The following is a 20,989-nucleotide window of genomic DNA, read 5'->3' as shown; positions in this document are numbered from 1 at the left end:
CGGATCCGGCCCGGGAGCCGCACGAAGGGGGTTTACCGGACTGCGGAACCGCGTTGCACGGACGGAAAGTTCACGCGCACAGAAACGGGAGACGATGGCACCGAAACCCCTCCACATCGGCGTCGCGCTCGACGGTGCCGGGTGGCACCCGGCCGCATGGCGGGAGCCGAACTCCCGGCCCGCCGAGCTCTTCACCCCCGGGTACTGGACCGAGCTGGTCACGACCGCCGAGGCCGGGCTGCTCGACTTCGTCACCCTCGAGGACAGCCTGCGCACCCCGGGGGAGTGGCACGACGAATCCCGCGGCTCCACCGAGCAGGTCCGCGCCCGGATCGATGCCCAGCTCATCGCCGCGCGGGTCGCCCCGGTGACCGGCCACATCGGGCTGATCCCGACCGTCACGGTCACCCACACCGAGCCGTTCCACGTCTCCAAGGCGCTGGCCACGCTGGACTTCACCTCCCGCGGCCGGGCGGGCTGGCAGGCCAGGGTCTCCGCCACCGCCGCGGAGGCGAAGCACTTCGGCCGCAGGGAGATCCGCGACCTGACCACCGCCGAGCACGACGAGGCGCTCGCCACCGGCACCTACCCGGCGCACATTCCCGAGCTCTTCGACGAGGCCGCCGACGTGGTCGAGGTGGTGCGCAGGCTCTGGGACTCCTGGGAGGACGACGCCGAGATCCGCGACGTCGAGCACCGCCGCTTCATCGACCGGGACAAACTGCACCGCGTCGACTTCGAGGGCCGCTTCTTCGCGGTCCGCGGCCCCTCCATCACCCCGCGCCCGCCGCAGGGCCAGCCGGTGGTGACGGCGCTCGCGCACTCCCCGCTGATCTACGAATTCGCGGCGCGCGCCGCCGATCTGGTGTTCGTCACCCCGGGCCGGAAGCACGGCCCCGCGCCGATCGTGGCGCAGGTCGCCGCGGCCGCGGAGCAGGTCGGGCGGGGCGGGGAGCCGCTGCGGGTCTTCGCCGACCTCGTGGTCTTCCTCGACACCGCGGAAGAGAGCGGCGCGCGGCGGCTGGCCCGGCTGAACGAGCGGGCGGGCGCCGAGTACCGCTCCGACGCCGCGGTCTTCACCGGCAGCGCGGACGAGCTCGCCGAGCTGCTCGTGAACTGGGGCGGCCAGGGGCTGGACGGCTTCCGGCTGCGCCCCGGCGTTGCCGTGGACGACCTCGCCGCGATCACCACCGCCCTTGTCCCCGCGCTGCAGCGGCGCGGCGCCTTCCGCACCGGCTACCCGGACGGCACCCTGCGCGCCGTGCTCGACCTGCCGGCCACCGTCCCCAACCGCTACGCGACCGCCTGAGCGAGGCCACCATGAGCAGCAGCAACCGCAAGCAGGTCATCCTCGGCGCCTACCTGGGCGGGGTCAATCACCACACCGCGTGGTGGGATCCGGCCGCGGGCAGCCAGATCGACTTCTCCAGCTTCGAGCACACCGCCCGCACCGCCGAGCGCGGCAGGTTCGACTTCTTCTTCCTGGCCGAGGGGCTGATCCTGCGCGAGCGCGCCGGGCAGATCTTCGACCAGGACATCATCGGCCGCCCGGACACCTTCACCGTGCTTGCCTCGATCGCCGCCGTCACCGAGCACCTGGGGCTGGCCGGCACCATCAACGCCACCTTCAACGAGCCCTACGAGCTGGCCAGGCAGTTCGCCAGCCTGGATCACCTCTCCGGCGGCCGCGCCGCCTGGAACGTGGTCACCTCGTTCGACGCCTTCACCGGGCAGAACTTCCGGCGCGGCGGCTTCCTGCACCGCGACGACCGCTACGTGCGCGCCGAGGAGACGGTGAACGCCGTGCGCGCGCTCTGGGATTCCTGGGCCGCCGACGACATCGTGGCGGACAAGGAGTCGGGGCAGTTCCTGGCCCGGCCGGACGCGGGCGCCTTCGCCATCCGCGGCCAGCAGTTCGACATCGAGGGCCGCTTCACCGTGCCGCGCAGCCCGCAGGGCAGGCCGGTGCTGCTGCAGGCCGGGGTCTCGCCGCAGGGCAGGGCCTTCGCCGCGGCCAATGCCGACGCCATCTTCTCGCCCTACGGCAAGCTGCCGGAGGCCGCCGACTTCTACCGCGACATCAAGGCGCGCGCGGTGGCTGCGGGCAGGCAGCCCGGCGACATCAAGATCCTGCCCTCGGCGAGCTTCGTGCTCGGCGACACCGAGGCCGAGGCGATCGAGAAGTACCACGACGTGCGGAATCAGCAGGTCACCGGGCAGACCGCGCTGATTCTGCTGGAGCAGATCTGGAACCGCGACCTCTCCGCCTTCGACCCCGACGGCCCGGTCCCCGATGTCGAGCCGGACCCGGAGGCGCCGCCGATCATCCAGGGCCGCGCCTTCGTGCACCAGGACCGCTTCGCCACCGTGAAGAAGCTGCGCGAGGTGGCCGAGGCGAAGCAACTCACGCTGCGCGAGGTGGTCATCGACCAGTTCGAGCGCGGCCCGCTGGTCGGCACGCCGGAGCAGGTCGCCCAGCAGATCGACGACTTCGTGCAGAACGACGGCTCGGACGGCTTCATCCTCGGCTCGCACCTGGTGCCGACCGGCTTGGACGAGTTCGTCGACCGGGTGGTGCCGCTGCTGCAGGAGCGCGGCGCGCTGCGCACCGAGTACGACGGCAGCACGCTGCGCGACAACCTCGGCCTGCCGGATCTGCGCAACGCCAACCGGGTCGCCGCCGACGCCTGACCGCACCGGGACGGGCGGCACCGCACCGCCCGTCCCGGCCCCGGCTCAGGCTCAGGCGAAGTCGAACAGCGGCGGCCAGAGCGCGAGCACCACCGCCGCCCAGCTGCCGAAGACCGGCAGGTAGCCGGTCTGCCAGCGCTCGATGTCGGCGAAGCCGCGTTTCCGGCGCAGGAACCCGATGGCCAGGTACGCCGCCCCGGCCAGGTTCACCAGCAGCACCAGGTTCATGCCGAGCGCCGCCGTCTTGTTGGCGGTGGCGCCGAACTCCGCGATCCGGCTGGTCATGGCGGCGAGCATGAGCAGGTCGACGGCGAGCGCCAGCGCGATCAGCAGCAGCTGCAGCTGGTCGAAGAGGTCCGGCGGGCGCAGCGGGTCGCGGGCGGAGATCGCGTAGAGCACCAGCCCGAGCACCAGGATCAGGATGGCGTCCATGGTGATGAGCAGGCCGCGGTCCACCTCGGTGACGCTGCCGCTCGCGGCCAGCGCCACCAGCAGCGCCAGCAGCATGAGGATGGTGAGCGGCGTGAAGACGCGGGTCAGCACCGGGGCGATGTTCTCCACCACGCTCTGCTTCGCCTCCACCAGCCAGGCCGCCACCACCAGCGCGGTGCCCGCGCCGATGGGCAGCACCCAGCCGCCGACGAACTCCTCGGCGTCCAGCCCGACCGCCTGGAAGGCGCCGACGGTCAGCCCGGCCAGCACCCCGCCGCCGAGCGCGAGCAGCGTCAGGTAGACCACCCACTCGCCGGTGAAGCGCACGAAATCCATCCGGCGCCGGTCGGAGCGGAACTCGCCGCCGATATACGCCCAGCCCACCGCGAGCCACAGCACGATCGGCGCGTGCACGATCACGACCACCTCGACATCGCCGTCCTCGGCGAACGGGTAGACATTGAGCAGGATCCCGGCCAGCACGAACGGCACCGGAAGCAGCGCCGCCGCGCGCGGCGCCATGCGCCGCTTCCAGGCGAAGTAGACCGCGAGGAAGGGCAGTGTGAAGAGCCCGATATTGCGCGCGATCAGGCTGTCGTCCAGCTCCAGCAGCCGGGCGAGCTCGAGCACGAGCCCGGCGCCGAGCCCGAGCGCCAGCACCACGAGGAGTTCGAGGTCGGGTTTGCGGCCGCCGGTGCGCTCGGGGGCGGGCGGCAGCACCAGCTGCTTCCACAGCCGATCCGAGTGTTCGCGGGCGAATTCGCGGGAGATGTCGTCGACCCGGCCCATGCGCTTGACCGCGACCAGGAATGCCTCGTCCGGCTCCAGCCCCGCCGCGGTGAGCTCGGTGATCTGGGCGCGCAGGTGGTCTTCCATCTCGTCGGCGTCCTGGGCCGAGATGACCCGGTGCCGCACGACGTAGCCGCGCCACTGCTCGATCTGCGCCTCCAGCGCCACATCGCTCACGCGGGGCTGCCCGCGGTGACCGGGGGCAGGCCCCGCCAGACCTGGTCCAGCGCGTCGGCGACCACCGCCCACTGGCTGCGCCGCTCGGCCAGCACCGCGTGCCCGGCCGTGGTGATGGCGTAGTGCTTGCGGCGGCGTCCAGTCTCGGAGCTGCCCCAGCTCGCCGAGACGTAGCCGGCGCGCTCCAGCCGGTGCAGCAGCGGGTAGAGCATGCCGTCGGTCCACTGCATGCGCCCGCCGGAGAGCTCCCTGACCCGCTTGAGAATCGCGTAGCCGTAGGACTCGCCGTCCGCCAGGATGCCCAGCACCAGCGGCGTCGCCGACGCCGCCACCAGGTCCTTGTCGATATACATGGCACTCCTATGCCTAGTTCCACTAGGTATGCGCTCTGAGCCTAGCAGCTCTAGGTATGGGTGACGCGGCTCACTGTCACAATGAGCCGGGTGCGGTGTCGAAACCGGTATCCGACCCCGACGAAGGGATGCCGCCGTGCCCGCTCTGCCCGTTCTCGACTCGTTCCTGCACTACATCGACACCGGAACCGGTGCTCTGCCGGTGGTGTTCCTGCACGGGAATCCCACCTCCTCCTACATCTGGCGGCACGTGCTGCCGCACGTCTCGGGCCTGGCCCGCTGCCTCGCGCCGGACCTCATCGGGATGGGGGATTCCGGGAAGCCCGAGATCGGGTACCGCTTCGCCGACCACGCCCGCTACCTGGACGCCTGGTTCGACGCGGTCTGCCCGGACGAGGTGGTGCTGGTCGGCCACGACTGGGGTGGTGCGCTCGGCATGGACTGGGCCGCCAGGCATCCGGGGCGGGTGCGCGGGATCGCCCTGGTCGAGACATTTCTGCGGCCGCTGCGCTGGGAGGAGCTGCCGGAGCGCGGCGCCGAGCTGTTCCGCCGGTTCCGGTCGCCGGAGGGGGAGCGGATGGTGCTGCGGGAGAACATGTTCCTGGAGTACAACCTGCCCGCGCAGGTCCAGGGGCTGGCGCCGGAGGATCTCGATGTGTACCGGGCGCCGTACCCCACGCCGGGGTCGCGGCTGCCCATGCTGGCGTGGCCGCGCGAGTTCCCGCTCGGCGGTGAGCCCGCGGATGTGGTGGCGCTGGTCGAGCGGTACGGGCGGTGGATGGCCGATTCCCCGGGCGTGCCCAAGCTGCTCATGGCGGTGGAGAACGGGGTCGGGCTCGGCTCGCCCGAGATGATCGAGTGGGCGGCGGGCGAATTCGCCGCGCTCGAGGTGGTGTCGATCGGGGCGGCCTCGCACCACGCGCCGGAGGATCGACCGGACGCGATCGGTGCGGCGGTGGCGGGGTGGCTGCGGCGAAACGGGCTGGCCGGGTGAGCGCGGTTGCGGCGAGGCCGGGGCGGGGCGACGATCGGGGAATGGTGGGCGGCGCCGAACCGGACGATACCGAGCCGGACCGGGTAGGGCCGGGTGAGGCCGGGGCGGGCGATGGCGAGCCGGGCCAAGCCAGGCCAGGCGGGGCCGGGGCGGGCGATACCGAGCTGGACGGAGGCGCGCCGAGTGGTGCCGGGGCGGGCGAGGCCGAACTGGTCGCCAGGGCGATCGGCGGCGAGGTCGCGGCGGTGGAGGCGGTGCTCCGGCGGGTCCAGGACCCGCTGTACCGGCTGGCGCTGCGCATGACCGGCAACCGCGCCGACGCCGAGGACGCCACCCAGGAGATCCTGCTCCGCGTGCTCACCCACCTCGCCACCTGGCGCGCCGAGGCGGCGCTGCTCACCTGGGCGTACCGCATCGGCCTCAACCACCTGCTGAACCAGCGCCGCCGCTCCCCGCAGGAGCGGGGCGGCATCGACCTGGAGATCTTCGCGAACTCCCTGCTCGACGGCCTCGCCACCGCCGAGCACCGCGGCCCCGAGGCCGAGCTGCTCGCCACCGAGGTCCGGTTGCAGTGCAGCCAGGCCATGCTGCAGTGCCTGGACCGCGCCGAGCGGGTCGGCTTCGTGCTGGCCGAGGTATTCGAGCTGAGCTCGGCCGATGCCGCCTGGATCCTGGGCACCACCCCGGAGGCGTACCGGAAGCGGTTGCAGCGCACCAAGGCCCGGCTCGGCCGCTTCCTCACCGCCAACTGCGGCCGGGTCGACACCCGCGCCCGCTGCCGCTGCACCCGGCGGATCACGGCCGCCACCGAGCGCGGGCGGATCGACCCGAACCGCCCGGCCTTCACCGGCCACCCGGTCACCCCCGGCGGCCGGGACGCCACCGCGGCCGAGCGCCAGATGGTCCGGCTGCACGACGCGGCCGCCGTCTTCCGCGCGCACCCGGATTACGCCGCCCCGGCGGAGAAGGTGGAGGCCGTCGCGGCGCTGGTGCGGTCAGGACGGTTCCCGCTCCTCGAGTGAGACGCCCGCCAGCGCCAGCCGGATCAGTCTGCGGGCGGTGTCCGGGTCGCCCTCGGTCGCGGTGGAGATGGCGGTGGAGAGCCGCAGGAGGTCGGTCGCCGTCACCCCGGGGCGGAGGGTGGTCGCCGCGCGCCGGGTCAGGGTTGTCGCAGCGTCGAAAAGTATGCCGCGGCAGTCCAGTTCGCTCGCGCGCTCGGTGGCGAGGGTGGCGGCGAGGCCGCGGGTGCTCGCGGCGTAAGCGGTGAGTTCCTCGACCCAGCGCCGCAGTGCTCGGCCCGGCTCGTCGTCGGGTTCGTCCGCGCGGCGGGAGAGGGCGGTGACGCCGTCCAGGAAGATCTCGTCCAGGAGCGCGTGCCTGCTGGGGAAGTGGCGGTGCAGGGTCGCGGAGCCGATCCCGGCCTCCCGCGCGATGGCCTCCAGCGAGGCGCCCGCGCCGTCCCGCGCCACCACAGCGGCCGCCACCTCCAGCAGGCGCTGGTGATTGCGCTGCCAATCCGCGCGCTGGGCGCTCACCGGGGTTCTCCGCATCGCTCGACAAAACGGGGTGGTGCCCCATATCGTAGCGACAGATAAATGGGGTGCCACCCCATTTAGTTCGGAGGTGTTGCGATGGAATCGTTCGTACTGGTCAGCGGCGCGACCGGCAGGCAGGGCGGAGCCACGGCACGGGCGCTGCTCGCCCGCGGCCTGCCGGTGCACGCGCTGGTCCGCGACCCCGCGGCACCGCGTGCGAAGGAGCTGGAAACGCTCGGCGCGACCCTGGTGCGCGGCGATCTCGACGACCCGGACTCCATCGCGGCGGCGGTCTCCGGCGCCCGCGCGGTGTTCTCGGTGCAAACCCCCGACCTCTCCGACCTCCTCGGCGACGCCGAACTCCGCCACGGCCGCACCCTGCTCACCGCGGCGCGGGCAGCCGGCGTCCAGCAGGTGGTGCACACCTCGGTCTCCGGCACCGGCAGCGCCGACCTCGCCGAGCTGGACACCGGCCGCTGGGGCGCGCACATGCCGCACTACTGGCGCAGCAAGGCCGCGGTCGAGGAGCTCGTGCGCACCGGCTTCCCCGCCTGGACCATCCTGCGCCCCGCCACCTTCATGGAGAACTTCACCCCCGGCTCGTTCTACTACGACCCCGCCGACCCGAACCGCCTCCTGCTCGCCGTCGACCCCGACCGCCCGCAACCCTTCGTCGCCGTCGCCGATATCGCTGCCGCCGCGGTCGAAGCCTTTTTCGACCCGGACCGCTTCGCGGGGGTCGAGCTGGAACTCACCGGCGACCTGCTCACCTTCCGCGCAGCGGCCACCCTCCTCTCCGAAGCGCGCGGCGTCACCATCGCCCTGCCGGACAGCCCCGAGGACGCCGTCACCCGCGGCCTGCCCGCCGAATTCGCCCGCTCTCAGCGGTACATGACCACGCACACCGCCCCCGCCCGGCCCGAGTTCGCCCACGCGCTCGGGCTGCGCACGACGTCCTTCACGGACTGGGCGAGGGGCTCAGTGCGGCGACCTCGGGGTGATGGGGGAGGCCCGCGGTGAGTCGAGGGCGGGGTCAGCGGGCGGCGGCGAGCGCGGCCAGCGTTTCGGCGGCGGTGTGCGTGGGCTGCCAGCCCAGGTCGCGCTTGGCGCGGGTGGTGTCCATGACCACGGGGGTGCGCACGATGTGCAGCCACTCCAGGGTGGCGGGGACGAAGGGGAGGCGGGCCAGCGCGGCGGAGGCGACGGTGGCGGTCGCGGCGGGCACCCGGACCGGGCGGCCGCCGAGCGCGGCCGCCACCTCGGAGAGGCTCAGGGTGCCGTCACCGGCGATGTTGTACGGGCCGGGCGCGGCGGAGGTGGTGGCGGCCAGGGCGATGGCGGCGGCCACGTCGTCGTGGTGCACCAGCTGCAGCGGGTGCCCCGGGTCGGGGATGACCGGCTTGAACAGCGATGCCGAGCGCATGAGCGCGCGGACCGGGCCGGGCACCTTCTCCCACGGGAGGTCGTGCAGCGCGGGCGCTTTCGGCCCGGCGACGATGCACGGCCGAAGTACGTAGACCTCCAGGCCGGAGTTCGCCGTAATCTCCAGCAGCGCGCGCTCGCAGGCGGCCTTCTGCTCGGAGTAGTAGTGCTCGGGGGAGCCGTCGGGCGGCACGTCCTCGGTGATCGGCGAGGGATTCTCCGGGTGGTACCCGTAGGCGGCGACCGACGAGGTGTAGACCAGGCGGCGCGGGCGCTCCGCGGCCACCGTCGCCTCGAAGACGTTGCGGGTGCCCGCCAGGTTGACCCGCGCGCTCTCGGCGCGCGACCCCATGATGACGAAGGCGAGGTGGATCACCACGTCGGCGTCGGCGACCAGGGCGTCGACCGCGTCCCGGTCCAGGATGTCGCCCTGCCGGTACTCGGTTCTGGTCCAGCCGTGCGCGGCGGGGTCGAAGGGGCGGCGGGCCATGCCGATGACGCGGTCGACGGCCGGGTCGCGCTCCAGTGCGGTGACGGCGGAGATGCCGATCTCACCGGTCGGACCGGTGACGGCGACGGTGATTCCCATGGGGTGGGGATGCCCGCGCCGCCGCCGGCGAAACGGTCAGTCGGGGGGCTCGACGGCTCCGGCCTCCTCGGTGACGTCCTCGTTCTCCGGCACCTCGCGGTGGTCGGGTTCGTGGTCGTCGGGGTGCGCGGTGTCGCTGTGCTCGCCGAGATCGGGCGCTGTGGTGTTTCCGGGTTCGGTCACGCAGACGGGCTACCCATTCGGGGCGCGAATCACGCGTGGATCCGGTTCGCGGCGGTGATCAGGTGCCCGGCAGGTCGAGCAGCCGATACCGCCCGGACGGTATCCCGGTAATCGCGCGTCAGGTGAGCCTGCGCACCACCGAGAGCGGCAGCCCGCGCAGCGCGTACCCGAGCGGAATCCACGGCCACGCGGGGACGTACGCCTCGGCCTTCTCCTTCTCCACGGCCGCCACGATGGCCTTGACCCCGGTCTCGGTGTCGACCATGAACGGCGTCTTCTGGCTGACGTGCTCGTTCATCTCGGAGCGGATGTACCCGGGGTAGATGGTCGAGACCTTCACCCCCGGAATCCGCTCGGAGCGCACCCCCTCGGCCAGGTGCGCGAGCCCGGCCTTGGTGGCGGCGTAGGTGGTGAGCGTCTTGCGCATGCCGCGCAGCCCGGAGATCGAGGAGATCACCACGAGGTGCCCGCCGCCGGCGGCCCGGAAGATCTCCAGCGCCGCCTCCAGCTGCGCCAACGCGCCGACGAAGTTGGTGAGCGCGGTCTCCCGGTTGGCGTCGGCGCGGCCGGTGCCGAGCGGGGCGCCCTTGCCGAGCCCGGCGTTCACGATCACCCGGTCCAGCCGCCCGAACGCCGCCGCGATCTCCGCGAAGACGCCGGGCACGGCGTCGAAGTCGGTGACGTCGAGGGTGCGCACCTCGACCCTGGTGCCGGGGTGGATGGCGGCGATCTCGCCCGCCAGTTGCTCCAGCCGCTCGGTGCGGCGCGCGGTGAGCGCCAGATCGTATCCGCGCGCGGCGAACTGGCGCGCCATCTCGGCGCCGAGCCCGGAGCTGGCGCCGGTGATCAGCACGACCCCGCGGCTCATCGCTTCGCCCCGTGCTTGCCGAGCTCCAGCCGGGCGATGACGCCCTTGTGCACCTCGTCCGGCCCGTCGGCCAGCCGCAACGCGCGGGCGCTGGTCCACGCCGCGGCCAGCGGGAAGTCGGTGGAGAGGCCGCCGCCGCCGTGCAGCTGGATGGCGAAGTCGATCACCTGCTGGGCCATGGCGGGCGCCGCCACCTTGATCTGGCTGACCTCGCTGAGCGCGTTCAGCGGCCCGCCCTCGTCCAGCTTCCACGCGGTGTTCAGCACCAGCAGCCGGGTGGAGTCGATGGCGATCCTGGCCTCCGCGATCCGCTCCCGGTTGCCGCCCAGGTTGACCAGCGGCTTGCCGAACGCGGTGCGCGCGAGGCCGCGCTCGCAGGCGAGCTCCAGCGCCTTCTCGGCGAGGCCGATGAGCCGCATGCAGTGGTGCACCCGGCCCGGCCCGAGCCTGCCCTGGGCGATCTCGAAGGCCCGCCCCGGCCCGGCGATCACATTCGCGAGCGGCACCCGGACATCGGTGAAGGAGACCTCGCCGTGGCCGAAGGGCTCGTCCTGCAGCCCCATGGTGGAGAGCATCCGCTCAACCTTGACGCCGGGCGCGTCGCGCGGCACCAGCACCATGGAGTGCCTGCGGTGCCGCTCGGCCTCGGGGTCGGTGAGCCCCATGACGATGAGGAGCTCGCAGTCCGGGTGGCCGACCCCGGTGGACCACCACTTGCGGCCGTTGATCACCATCTCGTCGCCGTCCACGACGGCGCTCAGCTCCATGGTGGTGGCGTCCGAGGAGGCCACGTCCGGCTCGGTCATGCAGAAGGCGCTGCGGATGCGGCCCTCCAGCAGCGGCTCCAGCCACTCCGCGCGCTGCGCGTCGTCGCCGTACTTGAGCAGCACCTCCATGTTCCCGGTGTCCGGGGCATTGCAATTGAACAGGTAGGGCGCCAGGAAGGAGCGGCCGGTGACCTCGGCGATCGGCGCGTAGTCGGTATTGCTCAGCCCGGCGCCGCCGTCGGTGCCGAACCGCGCGGCGTAGGCATCGCCCTCGCCCGCGGGCAGGAAGAGGTTCCACAGCCCCTGCGCGCGCGCCTTCGCCTGCAACTCGGCCAGCAGCGGCAGCGGCTGCCACGGGTCGCCGCCGGATTCGCGGAGCGCGGCCACCTCGTGGTGGTACCGCGCCTCCACCGGCTCGATCTCGGTGTCCAGGAATGCGCGGGCCCGAGCGGTGAGCTCGGCGGCACGGTCGGAGGGCCGGAAGTCCATGGCCCGACCCTAACCCACTATTGATCGCTGATCGATAAGATCCCGGCGAGGATCAGGTCGAGGCCCGCGGCGAACTGCGCGCGGTCGTCGTGCGCGCGCAGCGCACCGGCGATCCGGTGCACGAAGGGGAACCGCTCCGGGCGCGCGGCCCAGCGCTCCGCGACCGCGCCGAGCAGCGCCGCGCGGTCGGTGTCCCGCCGCCGCGCGGCTTCGACAGCGTTCGAGGCGTTCTGCCAGGCCGCGCCGACGACGTAGTTGGCCAGCACCGTGACGGCGTCGAACCAGGCTCGCTCCGGTACCCCCAGCTCGGGCAGCCGCCCGCCGAGCCCCTCGTAGACCAGCAGCATGGCGTCCTGCCCCGGCTCCCTGGTCAGGTGCGCGCCCGCCCAGGGGTGCGCGTCGATGGCGTCGAAGAGCCCGAGCGCGAACTCCGGGATCGAGTCCCCGGAGACCGCCGCGACCACCTCCTCGGTGGCGGCGGAGAGCAGCTCGGTCTTGTTCGCGACGTGGTGGTAGATGGCGCCGCTGCCGGTGGCGAGCCGGGCGGCGAGCGCGCGGAAGGTGAGCGCCTGCTCACCATCGGCATCCAGGATCTCGATCGCGGCCGTCACGATCCGCTGCCTGCTGAGCGCCTCGGTGCGCCGGGTCGTCATGCTCCCATCTTGACAGGTTTGGAACGTTGTTCCAAGCTGGATTGGAACAACGTTCCAGAAGGGAGATCCACCATGCGGGTGACCATCATCGGCGCGGGGCTGGGCGGCCTCGCCCTCGCGCGCGTCCTGCACGTCAACGGCATTCCGGCGGTGATCTACGAGGCCGAGGAGTCGGCGGGGTCGCGCGCCCAGGGCGGGCAGCTCGACATCCACGAGCACGACGGGCAGGCCGCGCTCGCCGCGGCCGGGCTCACCGCCGAGTTCGAGGCGATCATCCACCGCGGCGCCGAGGCCACCCGCGTGCTCGACCGCGATGGCACGGTCCTGCTCGACCAGCCGGACGACGGCACCGGCGGCCGCCCCGAGGTGCTCCGCGGCGATCTGCGCCGGATCCTCATCGAGGCGCTACCGGCGGACGCCATCCGCTGGGGTCACAAGGTCAGCGGCGTGCGCGCGCTGGGTGGCGGGGCGCACGAGGTGCGCTTCGCGAATGGGGTCACCGCCGGCACCGAGCTGCTGGTCGGCGCGGACGGCGCCTGGTCGAAGGTGCGGCCGCTGCTCTCCGCCGCCGTGCCCGAGTACGCGGGCACCACGCTGCTGGAGACCTACCTGCACGATGTCGACCGCCGCCACCCGGTGGCCGCGGCGGTGGCGGGCAGCGGCGCGCTCATGGCGCTCGCACCGGGGCAGGGCATCTCCGCGCACCGCGAGGCGAACGACATCCTGCACGTCTACATCCAGCTGAACCGCCCAGCGGCGTGGTTCGACGGCATCACCACCGAGCGGGTGGTCGCCGAATTCGACGGCTGGGCACCCGAGCTCGTCGCGCTCGTCACCGACGGCGACACTCCGCTGGTGACCAGGCCCATCCACGCCCTCCCGGAGCAACACCGCTGGGAGCGGGTACCCGGCGTCACCCTGGTCGGCGATGCCGCGCACCTGGCGCCACCGGCGGGCGAGGGCGCGAACCTGGCGCTCTTCGACGGCGCCGAGCTGGGCCGTGCGCTGGCCGCGCGACCGGACGACCCCGAGGCGGCGCTGGCGAGCTACGAGGCCGCCCTGTTCCCGCGCAGCGCCGAGTCGGCGGCCGATGCCCGCCGGACCCAGGAGCTGTGCGTGGGCGAGCGGGCGCCGTTCTCGCTGGTCGAGTTCTTCAGTGCCGCTGGTACGCGGTGATCTGCGCCGCCACCGTGTCGACGGCGTCGCCGAGCGGGAGCGTCAGGTCGGCGACGTGCAGCCCCCAGCCGGGGTCGGGGAACGGGCCGAGCGGCGGGGCGCCCGGCTCCGGCCGGGCCAGCAGCACGTGCGCGCCGCCGACGTGCGCGCACTGCGCCCGGTAGCGCTGCGCGGGCCGCAGCCAGGGGGTCGCCGGAACGGGCAGCGCGGTGCCGAGCGCCTGCGGCGCGGTCCCGGTGCGCACCAGGGTGTGCAGCGTGACCTCGTCGGTGCTGCCCACCGCGGCCGGATTCACGCACGCCACCTCGTACCCGGGCCCGTACGGTTGCGGCGCGGCCTCGGGGGTGGTCGGCGTGGCGCCGTAGCGGGCATCCGCGGGCGGCACCTCGCCGAAGAGCGACCAGGCCAGCGCGCAGTGCGTCTGCGACCGCTCCCGGCACAGCGGAACGGTGCGGAAATCCCCGCCGACATCGGCGCCGCGCGGCACCACCACATTGCCGCCCGCCAGCACCGCCGAGACCAGCCGCGCGTTCACCGCCGGCTCCGGCTCGATCCGTTCGCGGAGCAGTTGCCGGAGCATTCTCGTGCCCTGCGAGTGCCCGATCAGCACCACGCCGCGGCCGCGGTTGTCATTCGCCAGGTACTGCTCCCAGGCCCGCGCCACATCGGCGAAGGCCAGCTCGGCGGCGGCCCGCGCCTGCTCCGGCGAGCCGGGGGAGCGCAGTGCGAGCAGGGTGCGCTGCCGGTAGACCGGCGCGTAGACGTCGCAGACCTGGGAGAAGCGCTGGGCCTGCTGCTCGGCGATGAAGCGCAGCGGCGGCGCGATCTCCTTGCTCGCCGAGTAGGAGAGCTCGGTGGAGACCGTCGGGTAGACGTAGAAGCAGTCCACCCCGTGCTGACCGGTCGCGGGCCGGACCACCTCGGGCGGCCTGCCGTCCTGGTAGACCGTGGTCGCGAGGTCGCCGCGGCACGGGTCGGCGGGCAGGTCGGGGCGGCAGAGCCAGCGCACGTCGTCCGGTTGCTCGGGCATCGCCACCGCGCCCGCCGCCGCGGCGACCAGGGCGAGCAGCAGGGTCAGCAGCGTCGTCACCCCGCGCCGCGGGGAGACCCGGGAGACAAGGGCCACCGGAACCTCCTTCGATCGCGCCCACTGTACGGCGCGCACCCCCGATGGCGGGGTGGGTACGAATCGTGCTGAGCGCAAACGGTGCCCGGCGCGGCGGCGGCTCGTAGCGTCGGGTGTCATGGTCCGTGCGCGCCGCCCCCTCAAGACCGTGACCGGAGTCAGCGGAGGGGCGGATGTCTATGCCGCCGCCGTCGACCCGGCCCGCTCCACCCTGGACACCGCGGTGCGGATCGCCCGGCTCGCCGAGGAGCACCGGATCGACGCGCTCTTCGCCGCCGACCTGCTCTCCTTCGGCGCCCAGGGCGCCATCGGCGCGCAGGAGCCGCTGATCTTCCTGGCCGCGCTGGCCGGGGTGACCGAGCGCGCCGGGCTGATCGCCACCGTCACCACCACCTTCCACCACCCGTACAACCTGGCCCGGCTCTTCGGCACGCTGGACCACGTGAGCAATGGCCGCGCCGCCTGGAACGCGGTCACCTCCTCGCTCGGCGAGGAGAACTACGGCGCCGGCGAGCTGCCGAGCCCGGAGGAGCGGTACGCCCGCGCCACCGAGGTGCTCGAGGTCACCAACGCGCTCTTCGACAGCTGGGCGCCGGGCGCGCTCACCCCCGACGGCAGCGGCGGCGCGGTGCTCGACCCCGCGCTGGTCCGTCCCATCGAGCACACCGGCGAGTACTTCTCGGTGCGCGGCCCGCTCAATATCCCCACGTTGCCGCAGCGCAGGCCGGTGCAGTTCCAGGCCGGGCAGAGCGCGGGCGGCGTCGAACTCGGCGCCCGCTTCGCCGAGGTGGTCTTCACCTCGCTCGCCACCCTGGACGACGCGCTGGTCTATGCGAAGCGCATTCGCTCCCGCGCCGCCGAACTCGGCCGCCCCGACGGCCTCCCGCTCATCTTCTCCTCGCTGCACGCCACCTACGGCGGCACCGAGGAGGAGGCCCGCCGGATCGCCGCCGAGCGCGACGGCACCACCGACCTGGAGGCGGGCCGGAAGGGGCTGGAGGACATGCTCGGCGGCGGCGTCGACCTCTCCGAGCTGCCCCTGGACCGCCCACTCCCGGAGTCGCTGCTCCCCGACGTCTCCTCGGTCAACCGGCGCCGCGGCCGGGCGGAGATCTTCACCCGGCTCGCGCGCTCCGGCAAGACGCTGCGCGAGCTCATCGTGGCCGCCAAGGACACCGGGCACTGGGCCGAGGTCGGCACCGTCGAGCAGATCGCCGACGCCATCGCGGAGCGCTACGACGCCGGCGTGCTCGACCTCATCACCCTGGGCGGGCTCGCCGACCCGAGCGGCCGCGAGTACGTGCTCGACGGCCTGCTGCCGCTGCTGCGCAAGCGCGGCATCGTCGGCGAGGACTACGCGGGCGGCACCTTCCGGGAGAACCTGGAGCTGCCGCCGCTGCCCTGACCGGTCAGTTCGTCGGGCCGCCCGCCACGTAGATCACCTGGCCGGAGACGAACCCCGCGCCCTCGCTCACCAGGAACGACGCGGTGTGCGCGATGTCCTCCGGCTGGCCCGCCCGGCCCACCGGGATCTGCCCGACCACGGCCTCGGTGAACTGCTCGAAGGTCACCCCGACCCGCTCGGCGGTGGCCGCGGTCATATCGGTGGCGATGAAGCCGGGCGCGATGGCGTTCACCGTGACGCCGAACTTGCCGAGCTCGATGGCGAGCGTCTTGGTGAAGCCCTGCAGCCCGGCCTTGGCCGCCGAGTAATTGGCCTGGCCGCGATTGCCGAGCGCGGAGGTGCTGGAGAGGTTCACGATCCGGCCGAACTTCGCCTCGGTCATGAACTTCTGGGTGGCCCGGCTCATCAGGAAGGCGCCGCGCAGGTGCACGTTCATGACCGCGTCCCAATCGCCAGCGGTCATCTTGAACAGCAGGTTGTCGCGCAGGATCCCGGCATTGTTGACCAGCACCGTGGGCGCGCCCAGCTCCTCGGCCACCCGGCTCACGCCGCGCTGCACCGCCTCCTCGTCGGCCACGTCGACCGCGAGCCCGATGGCCTTCCCGCCCGCCGCGGTGATCTGCTCCGCCGAGGCCACGCTGGCCGCCTCGTCGAGATCGAAGACGGCGACCGCGAGGCCGTCGGCGGCCAGGCGGCGCGCGGTGGCGGCGCCGATGCCGCGCGCGGCTCCGGTGACGATCGCCGTGCGGGGTGCGGTGCTGGTCATGTCGGTCCTCTCGTCGGATGTTCCTGATCGATTCATACTCGATCGGCGTCCGGCGCTCTCCGCCGACACGGATCAGCTCGGTGCGGGCGCCAGCCGGTAGTCGCGCCGGCGCGGCCGACCGGCGCGGAGCCGGTACTCCACCAGCGCGCCCGGCCAGTTGTGGGTGTCCCGGCCCGCGGCATCGCGGTACCAGCTGCGGCACCCGGAGTTCCAGACCGGCGGCCGGGCGAAGCGGCGGTCGAGCAGCCGGGACCAGCGGGCGAAGGCCGCCTCGGTGACTTCGAGCGCGGCGCCCGCGGGCGCGGCGGCGAGCCGGGTGACGGCGGCGGTGATGTGCGCGGCCTGGGTCTCCAGCATGAAGAGGATGGAGCCGGAGCCGAGGTTGGTGTTCGGGCCGTAGACCAGGAAGAAGTTCGGGAAGCCGGGCACGGTGAGCCCGAGGTGCGCGCGGGCGCCGTGCGACCAGTGCTCGGCGAGCGGCGTGGTGCGGCCCCTGATATCCAAGGTGGTGGCGAAGCCGCCGGTGTCGAAGCCGGTGGCGAAGATCAGGGTGTCGGCCGGGTACCGGCCGGTGGCGGTGCGCACCGCGCCGGGCTCGATGCCGGTGATCGGCGCGGTGACCAGCGCGACGTGCGGGCGGGTGAAGGCGGCGTGGTACCCGTCGGCCATCAGGATGCGCTTGCACCCGGCCCGGTCCCGCGGCGTGAGCGCCGCCCGCAGCGCGGGGTCGGCGACGGTGCGCTCGAGCACCCTCGCGTGCGCCCGCTCCAGCGGCCGGAGCAGCGCGGGCCAGCGCCAGAAGCCGAGGGTGATCAGCTCCAGCCCGGTCCAGAGCGCCGCCCTGGTCGCGCGCCGGACGGCGGGGAAGCGCCGGTGCAGCGCACGCACCCGGTACGGCACATCGGGTTTCGGCATGACGTAGGGCGCGCTGCGCTGCACGACGGTGACCGCGGCCGCCCGCTGCACCAGCTCCGGGACGAGCTGCACCGCGCTGGCCCCGGTGCCGACCACCACGATCCGGCGGCCGCGCGGGTCGAAGTCGTCCGGCCAGTCCGCGGTGTGCAGCACCCGCCCGCCGAACTCCGCGAGCCCGGGCAGCGGCGGCACGGCAGGCACCGCGAGCTGCCCGGTGGCGGCGACCAGCACCTCGAACCGCTCGGTGCCGCCGTCGCCGAGCGTCAGCAGCCAGTCGCGGCCGGTCCACTCGGCCGCGGTGACCGCCGTGCCGGTGCGCACCTCGAGCCCGTCGGCGCAGCGCTCCAGGTAGTCGCGGATCTCCGCACCCGGCGCGAACCGGCGCGACCACGCCGGCGGCTCGGTGAACGAGTAGCTGTACACGTGCGAGGGCGCGTCGCAGGCGACGCCGGGGTAGCGGTTCGCCGCCCAGGTACCGCCCACCCCGGCGCGCGCGTCGAACACCGTGACCGCCGTGTGCCCGGCCGCGCGCAACCGCAGCGCGGTGCAGATCCCGCCGAACCCGGCACCGACCACGGCCACCCGGATAGCGCGAACATCGTTGGCGCGCATGGCTTCTCCCGCCTGCGCCGGACCTGATCGAACGGCTGGCGCAGCCCCGACGCTAGCCGGAACCTGTTCTAGAAACAAGCGTGGATTTTTATTGACGCGCGTCGAATACGGGCTTAGAGTGCGCTGTGATCGCCGTCACGCTACCGTCGACGGCGCAGTGGCAGGAGGTCCGATGCCCCAACCGACGGTCGCCGTGATCGGCGCCGGGATCAGCGGTTTGACCACCGGGAAGATGCTGGGCGATTACGGGATCCCGTACACCTGCTTCGAGTCGTCGGACCGGATCGGCGGCAACTGGGCCTTCGGCAACCCGAACGGGCACAGCGCCGCCTACCGCTCGCTGCACATCGACACCTCGAAGTACCAGCTCTCCTTCCGCGACTACCCGATGCCGGAGACCTACCCGGACTTCCCGCACCACAGCCAGATCAAGGAGTACCTGGAGGGGTACGCCGACGCCTTCGAGCTGAAGCGCCGGATCGAGTTCGGCAATGGCGTCGAGCACGCCGAGCGGCTGCCGGACGGCGGCTGGAACATCGCTACGCAGCGCGGCGAGCAGCGCCGCTTCGATCTCCTCGTGGTCGCGAACGGGCACCACTGGGACCCGCGCTTCCCGGACTTCCCCGGCGAGTTCACCGGCGAATCCATCCACTCGCACGCCTACGTCGACCCGCGCACCCCGCTGGACCTGTACGGCAAGCGCATCCTCATCGTCGGCATCGGCAACAGCGCCGCCGACATCACCGTCGAGCTCTCCTCGCGCAGCATGGACAACGAGGTCTGGCTCTCCACCCGCTCCGGCGCCTGGGTGGTGCCGAAGTACCTGGCCGGCACCCCCGCCGACCGCTACTACCGCACCCTGCCCTACGTGCCGCTGCGCTGGCAGCGCAAGATGGCGCAGCTCTTCACGCCGATCATCTCCGGCAACCCGGTGAACTACGGGCTGCCCGCGCCGAACCACAAATTCATGGAGGCGCACCCCACCCAGTCGGTCGAGCTGCCGCTGCGGCTCGGCAGCGGCGACGTGACCGCGGTCGGCAATGTGGCCCGGCTGGACGGGCGCACCGTGCACTTCGAGGACGGGCAGGCGAAGGACTTCGACGTCATCATCTACTGCACCGGCTACAACATCACCTTCCCGTTCTTCGACCCGGCCTTCCTCAGCGCGCCGGGCAACAGGATCCAGCTCTACAAGCGGATCTTCAAACCCGGGCTGGACGACCTGGCCTTCGTCGGCTTCGCGCAGCCTTTCCCCACGCTCTTCCCCTTCGTGGAGTGCCAGGCCCGGCTGGTGGCGGCCTTCGCGGCCGGGCACTACCGGCCGCCGGCGGCGGCGGAGATGGAGCGGGTGATCGCCGAGGACGAGCAGAAGTTCATCGGGCACATGATGAACACCGCCAGGCACACCCAGCAGCTGGACTACTGGCTCTACGAGCACGACCTGCGAGTGCGCGAGCTGCCGTCGGGGTTCCGGCGCGCGGGGACGCTCGCCACGTGAACGCTCGGGCACGCACCGACCGGCGGGCGCCGCAGCGCGGTGACCTGCGGCGCTCCGCGCTGCTCGGGGCGCTGGCGGAGCTGCTGAAGGACAGCGGCGGCGATCTGGATCCGATCACCATCGCGGAGATCTCCAAGCGCGCCGGGCTCACCCGCTCGGCCTTCTACTTCTACTTCGAGAACAAGGCCGCCGCGGTGGCCGCGACGCTGGAGGAGATGTACGACGAGATCTTCGCGGTGACCGACGTGCTGGTCGGGGCGGGCGACCCGGCGGTGCGGATCGAGCACACCGCGCGCGGCCTCGTGGAGTTCTCCGAGCGGCACCGGCACCTGCTCCGGGCCGCGCTGGAGGCGCGCTACGCCTCGCCCGAGGTGCGCCGCATGTGGGAGGCGGACCGGCAGGCCTTCATCCCCGCCATCGCCGCCATGATCGACGGCGAGCGCGCCGCGGGCCGCGCCCCGGACGGCGCCGACGCCACCGCGCTCGCCGATGTGCTGCTGCTGCTCAACGAGCGGCTGCTGGAACGGCTCACGCTCGGCGACGGGCTGGACCGGGAGAACTACGTCAATGCCGTGGTCACCGTGTGGCTGCGCACCGTCTACGGCCGGCCGGCCGATCGGGGAACGTCATGACCACACTGCCCGCCGGCGCCACCGCGCTCACCTTCGACTCGGCCGGGACGCGCTGCGAAGCCTGGCATTTCGCGGCCACCGCGGACGATTTCACCGGCCCGGCCGGGCGGCCGGTCGCGGTGCTCGCGCACGGGTTCGGCGGGACCAAGGATTCCGGGCTCGCCGCCTTCGCCACCGCGCTCGCCGGGGCCGGGATCGATGCGCTCGCCATCGACTTCCGCGGGTTCGGGGGGAGTGCGGGGGAGCAGCGGCAGCGGATGCGCATGCGGGAGCAGATCGCCGACTACCGCGCGGCCGTTCGCGCCGCCGCGGCGCTCCCCGGTGTCGACCCGGAACGCATTGTGCTGTGGGGTGTTTCGATGTCGGGCGGGCATGTGCTCGCTCTTGCTGCGGAGAACACCCAGGGCGTCGCCGCCGTGATCTCGCTGACCCCGCTGGTAGACGGCCGCGCCGCGGTCCGGCACGCCGTGCGGCACGGCGGCCCCCTCGCCTCGCTGCGCGGCGCGGCGGGCGGCGTGCGCGCCGGAATCGCCCGCCTGCGCGGCGAACCCGGGCTCATCCCGCTGGTCGGCGCGCCCGGCAGCGGCGCCGCGCTCTCGCTCGACGGCTACGAGCGCTCCTACCGCGCCCTCAGCGGCCCCACCTGGCAGAACGGCATCGATCCCGCTGTGCTGCTGACGCTCCCCGGCTACCGCCCGGCCCGCCGCGCCGCCGAGATCACCGTGCCGGTGCTGGTGCAGATCGCCGACTTCGACCGCGCCGCCCCGCCGCACGCCGCCGCCAAGGCCGCCTTCGCGGCCCGCGCCGAGGTGCGGCACTACCCGTGCGACCACTTCGACGTCTGGCCGGGCGGCGAGTTCCACCCGGCAACCGTCGAGCACCAGCTGCACTTCCTGCGCAGGCACCTCGGCTGAGCG

Annotated in this window: 21 protein-coding genes; 10 read left to right on the top strand and 11 right to left on the bottom strand. The window is 73.1% G+C overall.

All coding sequences use genetic code 11. From position 1 onward, the window contains the following. Window positions 1-94 precede the first annotated feature (94 nt). Window positions 95-1,309 carry an LLM class flavin-dependent oxidoreductase gene (locus tag AB0H71_RS20375; protein WP_357022916.1) on the top strand — a complete coding sequence of 405 codons (1,215 nt, stop codon included), beginning with the start codon at window positions 95-97 and terminating at the stop codon, window positions 1,307-1,309. Window positions 1,310-1,320: 11 nt separating this feature from the next. Further along, complete coding sequence (locus tag AB0H71_RS20370; protein WP_357022915.1) at window positions 1,321-2,691, top strand: NtaA/DmoA family FMN-dependent monooxygenase; 1,371 nt, start codon at window positions 1,321-1,323, stop codon at window positions 2,689-2,691. Window positions 2,692-2,742: 51 nt separating this feature from the next. Here AB0H71_RS20370 and AB0H71_RS20365 read toward each other — a convergent pair whose 3' ends face one another. Together AB0H71_RS20365 and AB0H71_RS20360 are read right to left on the bottom strand one after the other, a co-directional pair. Continuing rightward, entirely contained in the window at window positions 2,743-4,089 is a 1,347-nt protein-coding gene (locus AB0H71_RS20365; protein WP_357022913.1) for a permease prefix domain 1-containing protein, read from the bottom strand. Next, complete coding sequence (locus AB0H71_RS20360) at window positions 4,086-4,442, bottom strand: helix-turn-helix transcriptional regulator (RefSeq protein WP_357022910.1); 357 nt, start codon at window positions 4,440-4,442, stop codon at window positions 4,086-4,088. The genes AB0H71_RS20365 and AB0H71_RS20360 overlap by 4 nt, the downstream gene beginning before the upstream one ends. Window positions 4,443-4,578: 136 nt before the next feature. Here AB0H71_RS20360 and AB0H71_RS20355 point away from each other — a divergent pair, with 136 nt between their 5' ends. Together AB0H71_RS20355 and AB0H71_RS20350 are read left to right on the top strand one after the other, a co-directional pair. After that, entirely contained in the window at window positions 4,579-5,436 is an 858-nt protein-coding gene (locus tag AB0H71_RS20355) for a haloalkane dehalogenase (RefSeq protein ID WP_357022907.1), read from the top strand. Between the two features lie 41 nt (window positions 5,437-5,477). Continuing rightward, entirely contained in the window at window positions 5,478-6,458 is a 981-nt protein-coding gene (locus tag AB0H71_RS20350; RefSeq protein ID WP_357022905.1) for an RNA polymerase sigma factor, read from the top strand. Here the strand turns inward: AB0H71_RS20350 and AB0H71_RS20345 are convergent. Further along, window positions 6,432-6,971: a helix-turn-helix domain-containing protein gene (locus AB0H71_RS20345; protein ID WP_357022902.1), complete on the bottom strand. Its 540-nt coding sequence runs from the start codon at window positions 6,969-6,971 to the stop codon at window positions 6,432-6,434. The genes AB0H71_RS20350 and AB0H71_RS20345 overlap by 27 nt on opposite strands. 96 nt (window positions 6,972-7,067) lie before the next feature. On the opposite strand from AB0H71_RS20345, the gene AB0H71_RS20340 reads away from it, so the two are divergent. After that, window positions 7,068-7,991 carry an NmrA/HSCARG family protein gene (locus AB0H71_RS20340; RefSeq protein WP_357022899.1) on the top strand — a complete coding sequence of 308 codons (924 nt, stop codon included), beginning with the start codon at window positions 7,068-7,070 and terminating at the stop codon, window positions 7,989-7,991. 13 nt (window positions 7,992-8,004) lie between these two features. On the opposite strand, the gene AB0H71_RS20335 is transcribed toward AB0H71_RS20340, so the two are convergent. From AB0H71_RS20335 to AB0H71_RS20315, 5 genes are all read right to left on the bottom strand, one after another. After that, entirely contained in the window at window positions 8,005-8,982 is a 978-nt protein-coding gene (locus AB0H71_RS20335; RefSeq protein WP_357022896.1) for an NAD-dependent epimerase/dehydratase family protein, read from the bottom strand. A 36-nt stretch (window positions 8,983-9,018) separates the two neighbouring features. Beyond that, entirely contained in the window at window positions 9,019-9,165 is a 147-nt protein-coding gene (locus AB0H71_RS20330) for a hypothetical protein (protein WP_357022893.1), read from the bottom strand. Between the two features lie 118 nt (window positions 9,166-9,283). Then, window positions 9,284-10,033, bottom strand: a complete 750-nt coding sequence (locus AB0H71_RS20325) for an SDR family oxidoreductase (protein WP_357022891.1) — start codon at window positions 10,031-10,033, stop codon at window positions 9,284-9,286. Continuing rightward, on the bottom strand, window positions 10,030-11,289 hold the full coding sequence (locus AB0H71_RS20320; protein WP_357022888.1) for an acyl-CoA dehydrogenase family protein: 1,260 nt from the start codon (window positions 11,287-11,289) through the stop codon (window positions 10,030-10,032). Before AB0H71_RS20320 ends, AB0H71_RS20325 begins: the two co-directional genes overlap by 4 nt. A gap of 17 nt (window positions 11,290-11,306) precedes the next feature. Next, window positions 11,307-11,942 (bottom strand): TetR/AcrR family transcriptional regulator C-terminal domain-containing protein, encoded by a 636-nt coding sequence (locus AB0H71_RS20315; RefSeq protein ID WP_357022885.1) that lies wholly within the window; start codon window positions 11,940-11,942, stop codon window positions 11,307-11,309. 72 nt (window positions 11,943-12,014) lie between these two features. Here AB0H71_RS20315 and AB0H71_RS20310 point away from each other — a divergent pair, with 72 nt between their 5' ends. Then, the gene (locus AB0H71_RS20310) at window positions 12,015-13,118 is read left to right on the top strand and encodes an FAD-dependent monooxygenase (protein ID WP_357022882.1); all 1,104 of its coding nucleotides are present in this window, start codon (window positions 12,015-12,017) and stop codon (window positions 13,116-13,118) included. On the opposite strand, the gene AB0H71_RS20305 is transcribed toward AB0H71_RS20310, so the two are convergent. Then, a complete protein-coding gene (locus AB0H71_RS20305; RefSeq protein ID WP_357022879.1) occupies window positions 13,096-14,244 on the bottom strand; it encodes a DUF3089 domain-containing protein in 1,149 nt (382 codons plus the stop codon). The genes AB0H71_RS20310 and AB0H71_RS20305 overlap by 23 nt on opposite strands. 118 nt (window positions 14,245-14,362) lie before the next feature. Between AB0H71_RS20305 and AB0H71_RS20300 the strand changes: the two genes are divergently transcribed. Next, on the top strand, window positions 14,363-15,649 hold the full coding sequence (locus AB0H71_RS20300) for an NtaA/DmoA family FMN-dependent monooxygenase (RefSeq protein WP_357022876.1): 1,287 nt from the start codon (window positions 14,363-14,365) through the stop codon (window positions 15,647-15,649). 4 nt (window positions 15,650-15,653) lie between these two features. Here the strand turns inward: AB0H71_RS20300 and fabG are convergent, their stop codons facing one another. Next, window positions 15,654-16,415: a 3-oxoacyl-ACP reductase FabG gene (gene fabG / locus AB0H71_RS20295; protein WP_357022873.1), complete on the bottom strand. Its 762-nt coding sequence runs from the start codon at window positions 16,413-16,415 to the stop codon at window positions 15,654-15,656. 72 nt (window positions 16,416-16,487) lie between these two features. Beyond that, complete coding sequence (locus AB0H71_RS20290; RefSeq protein WP_357022870.1) at window positions 16,488-17,942, bottom strand: NAD(P)/FAD-dependent oxidoreductase; 1,455 nt, start codon at window positions 17,940-17,942, stop codon at window positions 16,488-16,490. 172 nt (window positions 17,943-18,114) lie between these two features. On the opposite strand from AB0H71_RS20290, the gene AB0H71_RS20285 reads away from it, so the two are divergent. Genes AB0H71_RS20285 through AB0H71_RS20275 form a run of 3 tightly spaced genes read left to right on the top strand, consistent with a single transcriptional unit; the run spans window position 18,115 to window position 20,986 of the window. Beyond that, the gene (locus tag AB0H71_RS20285; RefSeq protein ID WP_357022867.1) at window positions 18,115-19,440 is read left to right on the top strand and encodes an NAD(P)-binding domain-containing protein; all 1,326 of its coding nucleotides are present in this window, start codon (window positions 18,115-18,117) and stop codon (window positions 19,438-19,440) included. Then, window positions 19,437-20,072 carry a TetR/AcrR family transcriptional regulator gene (locus AB0H71_RS20280; RefSeq protein WP_357022864.1) on the top strand — a complete coding sequence of 212 codons (636 nt, stop codon included), beginning with the start codon at window positions 19,437-19,439 and terminating at the stop codon, window positions 20,070-20,072. The genes AB0H71_RS20285 and AB0H71_RS20280 overlap by 4 nt, the downstream gene beginning before the upstream one ends. Continuing rightward, the gene (locus AB0H71_RS20275) at window positions 20,069-20,986 is read left to right on the top strand and encodes an alpha/beta hydrolase (protein WP_357022862.1); all 918 of its coding nucleotides are present in this window, start codon (window positions 20,069-20,071) and stop codon (window positions 20,984-20,986) included. The genes AB0H71_RS20280 and AB0H71_RS20275 overlap by 4 nt, the downstream gene beginning before the upstream one ends. Window positions 20,987-20,989 lie beyond the last annotated feature (3 nt).

Origin of the sequence: Nocardia sp. NPDC050697, from assembly GCF_040654395.1 — a bacterium.
Classification (GTDB): domain Bacteria; phylum Actinomycetota; class Actinomycetes; order Mycobacteriales; family Mycobacteriaceae; genus Nocardia.
This window is presented reverse-complemented; position numbering and strand designations above follow the sequence as displayed.

Excerpts from the sequence above, each read along its gene's own strand:
- AB0H71_RS20375 (WP_357022916.1), top strand. The coding sequence starts at position 95 with ATGGCACCGAAACCCCTCCACATCGGCGTCGCGCTCGACGGTGCCGGG.
- AB0H71_RS20370 (WP_357022915.1), top strand. The coding sequence starts at position 1,321 with ATGAGCAGCAGCAACCGCAAGCAGGTCATCCTCGGCGCCTACCTGGGC.
- AB0H71_RS20360 (WP_357022910.1), bottom strand. The coding sequence starts at position 4,442 with ATGTATATCGACAAGGACCTGGTGGCGGCGTCGGCGACGCCGCTGGTG.
- AB0H71_RS20350 (WP_357022905.1), top strand. The coding sequence starts at position 5,478 with ATGGTGGGCGGCGCCGAACCGGACGATACCGAGCCGGACCGGGTAGGG.
- AB0H71_RS20340 (WP_357022899.1), top strand. The coding sequence starts at position 7,068 with ATGGAATCGTTCGTACTGGTCAGCGGCGCGACCGGCAGGCAGGGCGGA.
- AB0H71_RS20335 (WP_357022896.1), bottom strand. The coding sequence starts at position 8,982 with ATGGGAATCACCGTCGCCGTCACCGGTCCGACCGGTGAGATCGGCATC.
- AB0H71_RS20325 (WP_357022891.1), bottom strand. The coding sequence starts at position 10,033 with ATGAGCCGCGGGGTCGTGCTGATCACCGGCGCCAGCTCCGGGCTCGGC.
- AB0H71_RS20320 (WP_357022888.1), bottom strand. The coding sequence starts at position 11,289 with ATGGACTTCCGGCCCTCCGACCGTGCCGCCGAGCTCACCGCTCGGGCC.
- AB0H71_RS20315 (WP_357022885.1), bottom strand. The coding sequence starts at position 11,942 with ATGACGACCCGGCGCACCGAGGCGCTCAGCAGGCAGCGGATCGTGACG.
- AB0H71_RS20310 (WP_357022882.1), top strand. The coding sequence starts at position 12,015 with ATGCGGGTGACCATCATCGGCGCGGGGCTGGGCGGCCTCGCCCTCGCG.
- AB0H71_RS20300 (WP_357022876.1), top strand. The coding sequence starts at position 14,363 with ATGGTCCGTGCGCGCCGCCCCCTCAAGACCGTGACCGGAGTCAGCGGA.
- fabG (WP_357022873.1), bottom strand. The coding sequence starts at position 16,415 with ATGACCAGCACCGCACCCCGCACGGCGATCGTCACCGGAGCCGCGCGC.
- AB0H71_RS20290 (WP_357022870.1), bottom strand. The coding sequence starts at position 17,942 with ATGCGCGCCAACGATGTTCGCGCTATCCGGGTGGCCGTGGTCGGTGCC.
- AB0H71_RS20285 (WP_357022867.1), top strand. The coding sequence starts at position 18,115 with ATGCCCCAACCGACGGTCGCCGTGATCGGCGCCGGGATCAGCGGTTTG.
- AB0H71_RS20275 (WP_357022862.1), top strand. The coding sequence starts at position 20,069 with ATGACCACACTGCCCGCCGGCGCCACCGCGCTCACCTTCGACTCGGCC.